The organism is Microbacterium sp. ZW CA_36 (genome assembly GCF_044987475.1).
Taxonomy (GTDB): Bacteria; Actinomycetota; Actinomycetes; order Actinomycetales; family Microbacteriaceae; genus Microbacterium.
Window position 1 is genome coordinate 48055 of the sequence record NZ_JBJDRL010000006.1, and the last position, 14262, is coordinate 62316.

At 69.1% G+C, this 14262-nt stretch carries 14 protein-coding genes; 7 read left to right on the forward strand and 7 right to left on the reverse strand.

The window, feature by feature from the left end:
- The first annotated feature begins 9 nt into the window (after positions 1–9).
- Genes uidA through ACI3KX_RS04905 form a run of 4 tightly spaced genes read left to right on the forward strand, consistent with a single transcriptional unit; the run spans position 10 to position 4661 of the window.
- Positions 10–1803 (forward strand): beta-glucuronidase, encoded by a 1794-nt coding sequence (uidA, locus tag ACI3KX_RS04890; RefSeq protein WP_404908245.1) that lies wholly within the window; start codon positions 10–12, stop codon positions 1801–1803.
- Positions 1804–1821: 18 nt separating this feature from the next.
- Positions 1822–3060, forward strand: a complete 1239-nt coding sequence (gene manD / locus ACI3KX_RS04895) for a D-mannonate dehydratase ManD (protein WP_404908247.1) — start codon at positions 1822–1824, stop codon at positions 3058–3060.
- Positions 3061–3070: 10 nt separating this feature from the next.
- Positions 3071–3601: a gluconokinase gene (locus tag ACI3KX_RS04900; RefSeq protein ID WP_404908250.1), complete on the forward strand. Its 531-nt coding sequence runs from the start codon at positions 3071–3073 to the stop codon at positions 3599–3601.
- 22 nt (positions 3602–3623) lie between these two features.
- Positions 3624–4661 (forward strand): LacI family DNA-binding transcriptional regulator, encoded by a 1038-nt coding sequence (locus ACI3KX_RS04905; RefSeq protein WP_404908252.1) that lies wholly within the window; start codon positions 3624–3626, stop codon positions 4659–4661.
- Between the two features lie 69 nt (positions 4662–4730).
- Here the strand turns inward: ACI3KX_RS04905 and ACI3KX_RS04910 are convergent, their stop codons facing one another.
- Positions 4731–5555, reverse strand: a complete 825-nt coding sequence (locus ACI3KX_RS04910) for a sugar phosphate isomerase/epimerase family protein (protein ID WP_404908255.1) — start codon at positions 5553–5555, stop codon at positions 4731–4733.
- Between the two features lie 4 nt (positions 5556–5559).
- On the reverse strand, positions 5560–7077 hold the full coding sequence (locus ACI3KX_RS04915; RefSeq protein WP_404908258.1) for an MFS transporter: 1518 nt from the start codon (positions 7075–7077) through the stop codon (positions 5560–5562).
- Positions 7078–7206: 129 nt separating this feature from the next.
- On the opposite strand from ACI3KX_RS04915, the gene ACI3KX_RS04920 reads away from it, so the two are divergent.
- From ACI3KX_RS04920 to ACI3KX_RS04930, 3 genes are read left to right on the forward strand one after another with little or no spacing between them, the layout of a single operon-like run.
- Positions 7207–8184, forward strand: coding sequence for a Gfo/Idh/MocA family protein (locus ACI3KX_RS04920; RefSeq protein WP_404908260.1), 978 nt, complete (start codon positions 7207–7209; stop codon positions 8182–8184).
- Positions 8185–8207: 23 nt separating this feature from the next.
- The gene (locus ACI3KX_RS04925; RefSeq protein ID WP_404908263.1) at positions 8208–9011 is read left to right on the forward strand and encodes an SDR family NAD(P)-dependent oxidoreductase; all 804 of its coding nucleotides are present in this window, start codon (positions 8208–8210) and stop codon (positions 9009–9011) included.
- A 24-nt stretch (positions 9012–9035) separates the two neighbouring features.
- The gene (locus ACI3KX_RS04930) at positions 9036–10823 is read left to right on the forward strand and encodes a family 43 glycosylhydrolase (RefSeq protein WP_404908266.1); all 1788 of its coding nucleotides are present in this window, start codon (positions 9036–9038) and stop codon (positions 10821–10823) included.
- 15 nt (positions 10824–10838) lie between these two features.
- Here ACI3KX_RS04930 and ACI3KX_RS04935 read toward each other — a convergent pair whose 3' ends face one another.
- The 5 genes from ACI3KX_RS04935 to ACI3KX_RS04955 are packed head-to-tail and all read right to left on the reverse strand — an operon-like array spanning position 10839 to position 14227.
- On the reverse strand, positions 10839–11693 hold the full coding sequence (locus ACI3KX_RS04935) for an NAD(P)H-hydrate dehydratase (protein WP_404908269.1): 855 nt from the start codon (positions 11691–11693) through the stop codon (positions 10839–10841).
- Complete coding sequence (locus ACI3KX_RS04940; protein ID WP_404908272.1) at positions 11677–12402, reverse strand: histidine phosphatase family protein; 726 nt, start codon at positions 12400–12402, stop codon at positions 11677–11679. Before ACI3KX_RS04940 ends, ACI3KX_RS04935 begins: the two co-directional genes overlap by 17 nt.
- A 6-nt stretch (positions 12403–12408) precedes the next feature.
- Positions 12409–13083 carry a DUF6766 family protein gene (locus ACI3KX_RS04945; RefSeq protein WP_404908275.1) on the reverse strand — a complete coding sequence of 225 codons (675 nt, stop codon included), beginning with the start codon at positions 13081–13083 and terminating at the stop codon, positions 12409–12411.
- Positions 13084–13086: 3 nt separating this feature from the next.
- On the reverse strand, positions 13087–13212 hold the full coding sequence (locus ACI3KX_RS04950; RefSeq protein ID WP_349426143.1) for a hypothetical protein: 126 nt from the start codon (positions 13210–13212) through the stop codon (positions 13087–13089).
- Between the two features lie 49 nt (positions 13213–13261).
- Positions 13262–14227: a TIGR03885 family FMN-dependent LLM class oxidoreductase gene (locus ACI3KX_RS04955; RefSeq protein WP_404908279.1), complete on the reverse strand. Its 966-nt coding sequence runs from the start codon at positions 14225–14227 to the stop codon at positions 13262–13264.
- Positions 14228–14262: the final 35 nt, after the last annotated feature.

Genomic DNA, 14262 nt, shown 5'->3' on the forward strand with positions numbered 1-14262 from the left:
GGCCCATCGATGCTGAAGCCCACGCCCACCCCCACCCGCGAACTCGTCAACCTCGACGGCGTCTGGCGGTTCGGGATCGACACGCGGCTCGGCGAGCAGCCGTGGACATCGCCGCTGACGAGCCCGCTCGAGGCTGCCGTGCCGGCCAGCTACAACGACCTGTTCACCGACGCCGAGATCCGCGATCACGTCGGCTGGGTGTACTACCAGCGCGAGGTCCGCGTGCCTCGCGGCTGGGCCGGCGAGCGCATCCTGCTCCGCTTCGACGCCGCCACCCATGCGGCGCGCGTCTACGTGGACGACGAGCTGGTCGGCGAGCACGTCGGCGGCTACACGCCGTTCGACGTCGAGATCACCGACCGCGTGCAGGCCGGTGGCGCCTTCCGCCTGACCGTCGCCGTCAGCGGCGAGCTCACGAACGAGACCATCCCGCCCGGCAAGATCGAGGTCGGGATGACGGGCAAGCGGACGCAGACGTACTTCCACGACTTCTACAACTACGCCGGCCTGGCACGCTCCGTCTGGCTCTACTCGGTGCCGGCCACGCGCATCGACGACGTCACCGTGGTGACCGGCTTCGAAGGCGCGACGGGCCAGGTGGACTACCGCGTCGACGTGGTCGGCGACGCGGACGTCCGCGTGCGGCTGGCGGATGCTACGGGGGCGGTCGTCGCCGAGGGCACCGGTGCCGCGGGCACGCTGTCGGTGGCCGACGTCGTGCTGTGGAAGCCGGGCGCGGCGTACCTGTACCAGCTCACGGTCGAGGCCGTGCGCGGCGGCGAGGTGCTCGACTCGTACCCGGTCGCCGTCGGCATCCGCACCGTCGAGGTGCGCGGACACGAGTTCCTCATCAACGGCGAGCCGTTCTACTTCACCGGCTTCGGCAAGCACGAGGACGCGGCCATCCGCGGCAAGGGCCACGACGACGCCTACATGGTGCACGACTTCCAGCTCATGGAGTGGTCGGGCGCGAACTCGTTCCGCACCTCGCACTATCCCTACGCCGAAGAGGTGCTCGACTTCGCCGACCGCCACGGCGTGGTGGTCATCGACGAGACGGCCGCGGTCGGCCTCAACATGGGCGTCGTGGGAGGGATGTCGGGCACGCCGCCGTTCCCCACCTTCTCGGAGCAGTACGCGGGCGCCGCCACGCACGCCGCGCACGCCCAGCACCTGCGCGAGCTCATCGGGCGCGACAAGAACCACCCCTCCGTCGTGATGTGGTGCATCGCGAACGAGCCGGCCTCGAACGAGGACGGTGCCCGCGAGTACTTCGAGCCGCTCGTGGACCTCGCCCGCGAGCTCGACCCGACGCGCCCGATCACCTATTCGCTGGTGATGTTCGCGACCTTCAAGAACGACCAGATCGTCGACCTCTTCGACGTCGTCAGCATGAACCGCTACTACGGCTGGTACATCGCGACGGGCGATCTGAAGACCGCCGAGATGTACCTGCAGGGCGACATCCAGGGCTGGGTCGAGCGCACCGGCAAGCCGATCATGATGACCGAATACGGTGCCGACACGCAGCCCGGCCTGCACTCGGTGTGGGATCAGGCGTGGACCGAGGAGTACCAGTCGGACCTGCTCGAGATGTACCACCGCGTGTTCGATCGCTTCCCCCAGTTCGTGGGGGAGCAGGTGTGGAACTTCGCCGACTTCGCCACCTCGAACGGCATCCACCGCGTCGACGGCAACAAGAAGGGCGTCTTCACCCGCGATCGCAAGCCCAAGTCAGCCGCCTTCGCGCTGCGCCGTCGCTGGCGCGGTCTCGACGGCCGCAAGCCCGGCTCCGACGCCTGACCCCTCCGGAGGAACATCATGATCATCGACAGAGCCGAAGTCATCGTCACCAGCCCCGACCGCAACTTCGTGACGCTCAAGCTCACGACGGCGGACGGCATCACGGGGCTGGGCGACGCGACGCTGAACGGTCGCGAGCTCGCGGTCGTCGCCTACCTGACCGAGCATGTGGTGCCTCTGCTCATCGGCGCGGATGCCTCGCGCATCGAAGACACCTGGCAGTTCCTGTACCGGTCGGCGTACTGGCGGCGGGGTCCCGTGACGATGGCCGCGATCGCGTCGGTCGACATGGCGTTGTGGGACATCAAGGGCAAGACGGCCGGGATGCCGGTGTACCAGCTGCTCGGCGGCGCATCGCGCAACGGGCTCATGGCCTACGGGCACGCGTCGGGCAAGGAGCTGCCCGAGCTGTTCGACTCCATCCGGGCGCACCAGGAGCAGGGCTACAAGGCCATCCGCGTGCAGACCGGCGTGCCGACGCTCAAGGCGATCTACGGGATCGCCGCGCAGGGCGCCGACGTCGGCGACGCCACGGTCCGGTACGACCACGAGCCTGCCCGGCGCGGGGCGAAGCCGGTGGAAGAGGACTGGGACACCCGGGCGTACCTGAACCACCTGCCCGGCGTGTTCGAAGCGGTGCGGAACGAGTTCGGTCCCGATGTGCCGCTGCTGCACGACGGGCATCACCGGATGACGCCCATCCAGGCCGCTCGCCTGGGCAAGGACCTGGAGCCGTACGACCTGTTCTGGCTGGAGGACTGCACGCCGGCGGAGAACCAGGAGGCACTCCGCCTGGTGCGTCAGCACACCACCACGCCGCTCGCCATCGGCGAGATCTTCAACACGGTGTGGGATTTCAAGGACATCATCCGCGACCAGCTCATCGACTACGTGCGCGGCGCCGTCACCCACATGGGCGGTATCACGGCCCTCAAGAAGACGCTGGACTACGCGGCGATGTACCAGATCAAGTCGGGCATGCACGGGCCGACCGACATCTCGCCGGTCGGCATGGCGGCGGCGATGCACCTGGGCCTGGCGATCCACAACTTCGGCATCCAGGAATACATGAAGCACGGCGCCAAGACCGACCAGGTCTTCGAGCAGTCGTTCACATGGACCGACGGGTACCTGCACCCCGGCGACAACCCCGGGCTCGGCGTCGAACTGAACGCCGATGAGGCGGGCAAGTACCCGTACGAGCAGGCCTATCTGCCCTACAACCGTCTGCTCGATGGCACCGTCCACGACTGGTGAGCGGAGCGCGATGACCGGCCGCGGCGGGCGGGAGGATGCCTCCTCCCGCCCGCGCGTCGTCGTCATGGGTGTCTCGGCGTCGGGCAAGACGTCGGTGGCGGCCCGCATCGCCGAGGCGATCGGTGCGCGCTTCGTCGATGCCGACGACCTGCACCCCGCGCCCAATGTCGCCAAGATGGCGGCCGGCACACCGCTCGACGACGACGACAGGTGGCCGTGGCTCGATGCCGTCGCCGTGACGCTCGCCGGGGACGACGCGCCGGTCGTCGCGTGCTCGGCGTTGAAGCGGTCGTACCGTGACCGGCTCCGTGCCGCAGCGCCCGAGGTCGTGTTCGTGCACCTCACCGGCTCGCCGCAGCTTCTGGCGGCTCGAGCCACGGGCAGGGAGGGCCATTTCATGCCCCCCGCCCTGCTGCGCTCGCAGCTCGACACCCTCCAGCCGCTCGAGCCGGACGAGGCGGGCATCGAGATCGCCATCGACGCGCCGGTCGCCGAGATCGCGCAGACTGCACTTGAATGGATGGACGCGCGTGCGCGCTGACGAATCGACGACAGGAGTCGCGGTGGAGGAACTGCCCCCGGAGCTCGCGGCCCGGATCAAACGCCGGGGCGGTGCGGCGACGATCTACGACATCGCCGAGCTCGCGGGAGTCAATCCCTCCACCGTCTCGCGCGCGCTCAGCAAGCCGGGCCGCATCAGCGAGAAGACCGAGGCGAAGATCCGCGCCGCGGCCGAGCGCCTCGACTTCCAGTTCAACCCCATGGCGCGCGCGCTGCCGACGGGTCGCAGTCAGACCATCGGCCTCCTCGTCGCCGACATCACGAACCCGGTGGTGTTCGGCATCGTCCGGGGCGCCGAGCATGCGGCCGCCAAGGCGGGCTACACCCTCGTCATCGCCGAGTCGCAGGAGTCGGGTGAAGCCGAGGCCCAGGCGATCTCGCGTCTGCTGCCGAGCGTCGACGGGCTCGTGCTCGCCACCACGCGCCTCGCCGACGAGAAGATCTCGGCGCTCGCCGAACGCAAGCCGATGGTTCTCATCAACCGCCAGGTCGGCGACGTCGCCGGGGTGCTTCCCGACGTCGAGAGCGGCGTGAACGCGATGATGGACCATCTCGCGGAGCTCGGCCACACCTCGATCGTGTACCTCGCCGGCCCGGAGACCTCGTGGATCAGCCGACGTCGCTGGGAGTCGCTGCTCGACGCGGCCGAACGCCTCGACGTCGGCGTGGTCGAGATCGGCCCGAACAGCCCGACGATCGAGGGCGGACGCGAAGTCCTCCGTCGAGTGCTCGCCGCCCGCGCGACCGCCGTGATCGCCTTCAACGACCTCATGGCCATCGGCCTGATGCAGGCCGCCGCGACCGCCGGCATCGACGTCCCCGGCGTGCTGAGTGTCGCGGGCTTCGACGACATCTTCGGCAGCGAGCTGATCGTCCCGCCGCTGACGACGGTGCAGGCGCAGCTCGAGCTCGCGGGCGAGCGTGCGGTCGAGAAGGTGCTCGCGCGACTCGAAGAGAGCCGCGACGCGATCGACGACGGTCTGCTTGCGACCGCCCTCGTGGTCCGCGGAAGCACCGGCCCCCGCGCCTCCGGTCGTTGAGCGAGCGAGGAACGAGCGAGACGAAACGTCCTGCCCGCGGCGACGGCCTCGCGGCCCCAGAGCGACTCGTCAGTCGGTCACGGGCATGCCGGCGCGTGCGGCGCGCAGATAGTCCAGAGAGGTGTCGATGGCCGCGAAGACGTCGCCCTCGACATTGTCGAACTCGATGACGTCGTAGTCGACGGAGCGAGCGGACTGAAGGATGCCGGCGATGTCGAGGATGCCCTGCCCGAGCGGCTTCTGGTCGAGCTGTTCCGCTGCATAGCCCCCGGCGCCGAAGGGATCGCGGATGCTGTTGCCGTCCTTGAGATGCAGCGCGGCGACGCGACTGCCCAGCCGCCCGAGCAGCGCCGGCACATCCTGTCCTGCCATCGCCGCCCAGTACACGTCCACCTCGAGGACCACGGCCGGATCCAGCCTCGACACGAAGTACTCGTACGCCGTCGTGCCGCCGATGCGGTGATGGAACTCGAACGAGTGGTTGTGGTACCCGACGCGCACGCCCGCAGCGGCGGCCTCGGCGGCGGCCGTATTCAGGCGCTCCGCGGTCCGCTCGACGTCGGCGCCGCTCTGCCAGCGATCCGCGGGCACCATCGGATCGATCAGCGTGTGCACGCCCAGCGCCCGAGCCGCCTGCAGCGTCATGCCGAGCGGCGGCAGCGCCACGCGCCGCCCCTCGTACTCGATGTCGTCGGAGAGGAACGGCGCGTGCGCGGTAGGCGCGGAGAGTCCGTGGCGAGCGAGCGCGGTCGCCGTCTCGGGCACACGGTCGTACAGCGAGAAGGGCTCGAAAGAGCGGATGCCGAGCCCGGCCAGACGCTCCAGCGTGCCGTCGAGGTCGGCGAGGTGATCGCGGACGGTGTAGAGCTGGATGGAGATCGCCGGACGCGGCATCCGTTCAGGCCTTCTTCTCGTCGGCCGAGACTTCAGCCTCGGCCTGGGCGTCCAGACGCTCGGCGGCGAGGAGCTCGAGCTCGGCGTGCGCATCGACGCCGACCGAGCCGCCGACGATGACCGGCGGGGTGGGGCTGAGCTCGGTGGCGTGGTGGGCGGTCTCGCCTCGCGCCTCGAGTTCGGCCTGGGCCTGGGGCAGGATGAGCCGGTCGAACCGGCCGTAGACCATCATGACGACGAAGACGCCGGCGAACAGCGCGAGCGGGAACCACGAGTACAGCGCGACGATGGCGGAGTTCGCGGCGGGGGCCTGCGTCTCTGCGGCTCCGTCGTAGCCGGCGACGGTGAGGACGAGCCCCACGAACGCGCCGGCGAGCCCCGCGCCGATCTTGGTGAAGATGCCGACGATCGCGCCGATGGTGCTTTCCAGGCGGCGGTTGCCCTTCCACTCGTTGTACGAGCAGAGGTCGAGGATCAGCACCGCGGCGAGATAGCTCACCGGCAGCAGAGCGAGACCCGTGAACAGCCCGCCGACGATCAGCACCGGGATGCTGGCGCCCGCGAACGCGTTGATGGTCGAGCCGATCATGCCGGCGACGGCGCCGGCCATGATGATGCGGGAGATCGCGAACCGCTTCATGATCACGGGCAGGAAGATGATGCTGGGGAGGATCAGGATGCCGGCGCCCAGGACGATCGACTGCATTCCCAGATCGCCGACCACGTAGCGGAAGTAGTACGCGCCGGCGCCGGCGCCGTTGATCGCCGACGCGAAGAGCTGCAGCGCCGCGATGGCGAAGATCCATGCGTTGCCCTTGAGGGCGACCAGGATGTCGCGCACCTTCACGGGGGGAGAGCCGGCGTCGGCGGTCAGATGCGTCTCCTTGACGAAGACGAACCGGGACATCCCGATGATGGCGAGCGGGATCGCGAACCACGCGATCGCCGTCGACCAGCCTTCCGGCGACTTGCCCGCGGCGTTCAGCACCATCGGCAGGGTGACGGTGACGGCGATGGCGCCGAGCGAGGTCACGATGCCGGAACGGGTGGTGACCTTGGCGTAGACGCGGCGGCCGTGGAACGCGCGGGCGAGATAGAGGTTGTCGTTCGCATCGAGCAGCGTGCGGAAGACGGCCTGGATCATGATGAACGTCACGAAGACCCAGATGATGCGGCCGGTCTCGCCGAGCGCCGACGGCGTGGAGAACATCAGCCACGTCGTCGCCCAGATGCCGATGATCGCGAATTCGTAAGGGCGGGCCTTGCCCCAGCGCGTCTCGGGACTGCGGTCCACGATGTACGCCGCGACGAGGGCCAGGGCGGCGTTGCACAGGTTGCTCACCAGCAGGAGCACGCCCACCACCGCGGGGGACAGGCCCAGAGTATCGGTGCAGTAGATGGCGACGTAGCCCAGGATGATGAAGTTCGCCGCGGCGGACAGGCCGGCGCCGGCCCAGGCGACGAGCTTGCCGAAGGGCAGGCGTTCGGTGGGCACCGTTGCGGTGCTGGTGGGGGCGGCCATGGGCAGAACTCCTTTGTCGTGCGTGCGACGACGGGTTGTCGCGCGACAAGTACATCACGTATGCTCGATTTTGACAACCGGTTGCCAACCAAGGCGCAACGAAGCCGGCGCGCGAACATGGAGGCGACGATGCACAGGTGGGCGATCATCGGAACAGGCGACATCTCAGATCGCCTCGTCGCCGACCTGGAGGCCGTCGCGCCCGGTGCCGTCACGGCCGTGTGGGGACGGACCGCCGAGCGTGCGCAGGCGTTCGCCGACGCCCACGGAATCCCGTCGGCCACGAGTTCACGCGACCAGCTGCTGGCGCGCGACGACGTGGATGTCGTCTACATCGCGACTCCGGCGCACACCCACGCGGCTATCGCGCTCGAGGCGCTGGCGGCAGGGAAGCATGTGCTGATCGAGAAGCCGATCGCCACCGGCGCCGCAGACGCCGAGCGCATCTTCACCACCGCACGCGCAGCCGGCCTCTTCGCGATGGAGGCCATGTGGATGCGGTTCAATCCGCTCTACGTCGAGATGATCGACCGCATCGGCGACGGTCTGCTCGGCGACGTCAACAGTGTGCGCGCAAGCTTCGGTACGCCCTTCCAGGCGCGCGGACGCACCCTGACGCCCGCGCAGGGCGGCAGCATCCTCCTCGACAGAGGCATCTATCCGATCACTCTCGCCCAGTGGTTCCTCGGCGACCCGACGCGTGTCGATGCCGCCGGACGGTTCATGGACGGCACGGACGTCGACGGACACGCGACTCTGGAGTTCGATCGCGGATTCGCGCAGCTCGCGTGGTCGGGAGTCGAGTTCCTCGATCTTTCGGCGACAGTCAGCGGCGACCGCGGCTGGGTCACCTTCGCCCCGATGTTCTGGGCGGGATCGATGGCTCGCGTGCATGCCGGGTCTGTCGAGCGGATCTTCAGCAGCCCCGAGGTCGTCGAGCACCCTCGCCAGGGCAACGGCTACCGGCCGATGCTCGACGCGGTCGCCCGTGCCCTCGACGACGGGCTGATCGAGCACCCGTGGCACGCACACGACCAGACGCTCCGGACCATGCGCACGATGGACGCGGTCCTCACACGCATGTCGCCGGCTTCGGCAGCGCTTTGACATCCCCGAAAGGACGCGCACTCATGGACATCCAGAACAAGGTCTTCGTCGTCACCGGAGCCGGCAACGGCATCGCGCGCGAGGTCGCGCTGCGCCTTCTCGCCGCAGGCGCGTCGGTGGCGGGTGTCGATCTCAGCGAACAGGGACTGCTCGAGACGGCCACGATCGCCGGCGCAGGGGAGCGGTTCTCGCTGCATGTCGTCGACATCACCGACAGGGCGGCAGTCGAGGCGCTGCCCGCTGCGGTCGCCGACATCCACGGGCAGGTCGACGGGATCGTCAACATCGCCGGCGTGATCCAGAAGTTCGTCAAGGTGATCGACCTGCCGTTCAGTGAGATCGAGAAGGTCATGAACGTGAACTTCTGGGGGGTCATGAACATGTGCAAGGCCTTCCTGCCGATCCTGGTGACACGGCCTGCCGCCGCGATCGTCAATATCGCGAGCATGGGCTCGTACGCTCCGGTGCCGGGACAGGCCGTGTACGGCGCATCCAAGGCGGCGGTCAAGCTGCTGACCGAAGCCCTCTTCGCCGAGCTCCGCGATACGAACGTCGCCGTCACGGTCGTGTTCCCGGGGGCCATCGCGACGGCGATCGCCGCGAACTCGGGCGTCTCGCTCGGCACGGAAGGCGCAGCAGGCGAGACGTCGGCGTATAAGACCACGAGTCCTCAGAAGGCGGCGGAAGTCATCGTGGACGCCATCCGCAGAGGCAGGTTCCGGGCCACCATCGGCGCGGACGCAGCGGCGATGGACAAGCTGTCGCGGCTCAACCCGAAGATGGCGACCACGATGATCGCCAAGCAGATGAGCGGCCTGCTCACCTGAGGGATGACGACAAGAGAGAGTGGAATGACGGTGACGGGCCGAGCGATCTGCAACCCCCTGGACATCGAGTACCGCTACCAGGAGGTGAGATTCTCGGGCGTCGTCGGCGGTATCGATCTCGGCGGCGCGCGGCGGAGCGTGCATCGGGAGGCTGCCGATCCGTCGATCGTCCGATACGGCGGCCGGTACCTGCTCTTCGCGTCGATGTCGCGCGGGTTCTGGTACTCGGAGAATCTGATCGACTGGACCTACCGGCCCACCGACAGGCTCCCCCCTTTCGACTACGCGCCGGATGTACGCGAGATCGACGGTGCTCTGGTCATCAGCGCTTCGCGGAAGAACGGGAACTCGCCCTTCTTCCGAAGCCGCGATCCGCTCGGCGACGACTTCACTCAGGTGTCGCCCGGCACCTTCCCGTTCTGGGACCCGAGCATCTTCCAGGACGACGATGGCCGGATCTACCTCTACTGGGGATGCGACAACGTGCAGCCTCTCTACGGCGTCGAACTCGACCGAGACCTGACGCCCATCGGCGAGCCGACAGCGCTGGTCGCCTCCGATGTGTCCCGACGTGGCTGGGAGCAGACGGGCGAGGACTACGTCATCCCGGAGCCGACCACCGAGCGGGAGCGGCTGACTGCGCAGTTCATGGGGACTTCGCCGTACCTCGAAGGTGCGTGGATGACCCGCGTCGGTGCCCGCTACTACCTGCAATACGCCGCACCCGGTACACAGTGGAACACCTACGCCGACGGATACTTCACGGCGGAGTCCCCGCTCGGGCCGTTCACGTACTCTCCGCACAGCCCGTTCTCGTCCAAGCCGGGAGGGTTCATCACCGGAGCAGGCCACGGCAGCACGTTCCAGGACGAGTGGGGCAACTGGTGGCACGCTGCCACGATGCGCATCAGCACGAACGACATCTTCGAGCGCCGCGTCGGCATCTTCCCGGCAGGCTTCGACGACGATGGCGTGCTGTTCTGCAACCAGAGCTTCGCCGACTATCCCTTCCGCGTCCCCGATGGTCCGTTCGATCCGTGGCTGCAGCGGCAGCCGGAATGGATGCTGCTCTCCTACCGGGCGCATACTCTCGCATCGTCAGCGGCGGCGGGGCACGAGCCCGGCCTCAGTGTGAACGAGGACGTGCGCAACTGGTGGGCATCCGACGGACCGGGCGTCGGCGAATGGCTCTCGGTCGAACTCGAGGGGGAGCGGATGGTGAGCGCCATCCAGGTGAACCTGGCTGATCACGCGCTCGCCGAGCTCGCGCCGCGGTTGGATGAGGGTGCCGACAGCGGTCACACCTGGCGCGGGATCTACCCGACCCATGACGCAGCCGAGGTCCAGATCGAAGGATCACGCGACGGTGCTGACTGGACCGTGCTGTTCGACGGTTCGGACACAGGCGAAGACCGTCCGCATGCGCTCATCGTTCTGGACGAGCCTCGTCCGCTGCGCTTCATCCGTGTCACCGCGCGGGCACTTCCCTTCGGCGGCGCGTTCGCGGTGAGCGGACTCCGCGTCTTCGGACGCGGAGCGGGCAGCGCACCGCCTCCGGTGGCGGCCGATGCGGTGCGTCTGGATGCTCTGACCGCACGTCTCACCTGGAACGCCGCTGCCGGCGCCCACGGGTACAACATCCGCTATGGCGTGAGCCCGGACAAGCTCTACCGCAGTTGGCTGGTCTACGACAGGACCCACCTCGATGTGCCGTCCCTCAACGCCGACCAGGCGACCTGGTTCGCCGTCGACTCCTTCAATGAGAACGGCGTGACGCTCGGGCAGCCGACGTCGATCGCGGACGGGCCCTGATACCTGCGGGCCCGCTCAATCGCCCGCGGACAGGACGTCCTTCATCGTCGGCGTGAGGTCCGCCGCGAGCTCCCGCGCGAGGAAGCCGAGGCCGATGCGCTCGGTGAGCCGCGTGCCCGCCTTGGCGTGGGTCCACGCGCCCCAGACCGCGGCCCGTTCGGGCTCGACGCCGCGAGCGGCGAAGCCGGCGATCGCACCGGCGCGCACATCGCCGCTCCCGGAGGTTCCGAGCCCGGGACCACCCTCATCGATCCGCCAGGAACGGCCGTCGGGGTGGGCGGTGAGCCCGTAGCAGCTGACGACGGCGTCGAATCGCCGTGCGATCTCGAGGAGGTCTGCGGGGTCGTCGGCGTCGGCAAGGGGACGGCCGAGGAGGATCGCCGCCTCCTCCTTGTTCGCAGTGAGGATCAGCGTGTCGGGCAGTGCACTTCGGTCGATGTCGGGCAGCACTCCCACCGCGAACGCGTCCAGCACGAGGCAGGCGGGTGCCGTTTCGGCGACGGCAAGCACCGTCGCCCGCGTCTCCGCGGGATCGTCGAAGCCCGGACCAATGAGAACCGCGTCCGCCGAGCCGAGGTGCTCCCCCAGGCGTCCCTCCAGCGGTGCGTCGGCGTCGTCGGGGAGCGCGTAGATGCCTGCCTCGGGCAGCGCGATGCCCACGTGGGCGTCGATCGATCCCGGCACCGCGAGGGCGACGCGGCCGGCGCCGACGCGGAGCGCGGCCTCGCCGGCCAGGATCACGGCACCGGGGGAGCTGCGCGCGCCTCCGACGATCACGATCTCGCCGCGGCTCTTCTTCGAGTCGCCGGGCGCCGGGAGGCCCCACTCCCGCAGCACGGCCGCGGTGACGAGCTCACTCGGGTTCGACATCGGGGTTCCCGGGGTGGACGGTGACCTCGGCGCCCTCGCGCTGCAGGTGCGTCACATCGGCGAAGGTCTCCAGGCGCCATCCGTCAGAGGTTCGCACGAGGTGCGTGACCGACGCGTTGAGCACCGTGTGCCCGGCCGCGAAGTCGAGGAGCTCCTCCTCGCGCATCGGCAGCAGGATATAGAGCAGCAGCATCACGACCGCGTCGTGCGCGACGAGCAGCGCGCGCCGCCCCGGCTGCTCGAGGCCGTCGCGCAGGAACGACCGCAGGCGCAGTGCCACGTCCGCCCACGACTCGCCGCCGGGCGGGCGGTGGTAGAACTTGCCGAGGTGGAGCCTGCGCTCCGTCTCCTCGGGATGCATGCGCGCGACGCCGCTGCGCGTCAGCAGGTCGAGCACTCCGAGCTCGCGGTCGCGCAGCCGTTCGTCGGCCGTCACGGGAACGGCGCGCTCGGCATCGCCGAGCGCGATCGCGAGGGTCTGCCGTGCTCGCGCATACGGCGAGACCCAGAAGAGGTCGACGTCGTCGCGATGCCCGTCGAGCCATCGGCCGAGCGCCCGCGCCTGCTCTTCACCGGTAGGGGAGAGCGGCACGTCGGCGTCGCGGATGTCGAGCGGGATCCGGTCCACGCCGTCGATCTCGGCCTGCGTGGCGGCGACATTGCCGACGCTCTCGCCGTGCCGCACGAGCCACAGTTCGTCCACCGCCATGGCGGTCTACTCGCTCTCCGTCGCGGTGGCGTGGTGCGCAAGGCCGACCGGCTTGGACTCGCTCGAGCCGCGCTGACGCAGGAAGATCGACAGTGCGATCATGGCGCCGACGGCCAGGAACTCGGACTGCCAGTTCTGCAGCGTCCGGTTCCAGAAATCGGGCGAACCCAGGTACTCCACCCACGGTATGGGCGGCTGTCCGTGCTCGGCGTTCTCCGCGTTCATCACGACGGTGCCTGCCAGGGACTGGGCCAGCCATGACAGCACGAAGACCGCACCCATCACGAGCAGCAGCGAGTTGGAGAAGATCGTCTGACGGATGCCGCGAGAGCGAGCCCACGAGGGGGAGTCGGGTTGCGCGTGCTCACCGACCATCTGCTCTTCGTCGGTGCCGGGGCCTTCATCACCGGGCTTCTTCGACTCGGGCGAACCGCGCTGCACGAACCAGATCGTCGCCGCGATGAAGAGGAAGAACTGCAGGAACTCGGACTGCCAGTTCTCGGCGACGTCGACGACGAACTCCGACGAGGTCACGAAGGCTCCGAACGCGTCGGGCGGCATCCCGTGCTGCGCCAGCCGCTCGTTGTTCTCGAACCAGCCGGCGATGGATTGCCCCGCGAGCGCGAGCACGAACAGGGCGCCGAACACGAGGCTGAGGGCGTTGTCGCGAAGCTGTCGCATGGCTCACCGTCCGACCAGGGGAATCGTGATCATGTAGGCGAGGCCGACGGCGAGGACCGTGATCCACGACCAGAACACCACGGCTTCGCCACGGCGGGGGCCGGCCTCCTCCGGGATGAAGTCATCCATCGTGCACTCCTTCCTGATTCCCGATGCTCCGCTCGAGCCGGAGCTCGCTCTACGCGCGCTCCCTGATCGCGTCCAGGAGCCCCTCTCGCGCACGCTCCAAGAAGGAGCTCTGGTCCTTGCCGACGGGGTGGAGGAAGAGCTCGTCGGCGCCGACGTCGACCAGCGCGCCGAGGCGTTCGGCGACATCCCGCTCATCGGCGGAGACGAGGATGCCGCGCTCGAGCGCCGCGGTGTCGCCGGGGTCGGCGAGCCGGTCGAAGTCCTCCGGCTGCATGAGGTCCCACATCAGGGCGGGGTCGACGGTCGCCTGGCGCCACTGGTCGGCCGCCGTCCGCAGCGCTTCGGGGCGGGAGTCGGCGAGGCTCACATGAACCTGCACAGCGCAGGGACCTGTGCCCCCGGCATCCCGGTATGCCGACAGGATCTTCCCCACCGTCTCGACCTCGTGACCGACCGTCACGACGCCGTCGGCCCATGAGGCGGCCCACGCCGCCGTCTCCGCCGAGGCGGCGGCGGCGCGCAGCGGCGCCGGGTTCTGCGGCCGAGACCAGACGCGGGCGTCATGCACCTGGAACGCTCCGTCGTGCGTCACCCGCTCACCGGCGATGAGCCGGCGCATGACGTCCGCGGCCTGCAACAGGCGGTCCTGCCGCTCCGGCTTGGCGGGCCAGGCATCGCCGGTGATGTGCTCGTTGAGGGCCTCGCCCGAGCCGAGCGCGCACCAGAACCGCCCCTCGAACATCTCCGCGAGCGTCGCCAGCGCCTGGGCGGCGATGACCGGGTGATACCGCTGTCCGGGGGCGGACACCATGCCCATCGGGAACGACGTCATGGCGAGAGCCGCGCCGAGCCAGCTCCAGGCGAAGCCGGACTCGCCCTGCGCGAGTCCCCACGGTGCGAGGTGGTCCGAGCACATCGCGCCGTCGAAGCCGGCCCGCTCCGCCTCCTGGACGGCGGCGAGCAGGGTCGACGGGGGCAGTTGCTCGTGGGAGGCGTGATATCCGAGGAACACCATGTTCTCCAGCGTGCCGGGGGAACGCGGTCCTGGCC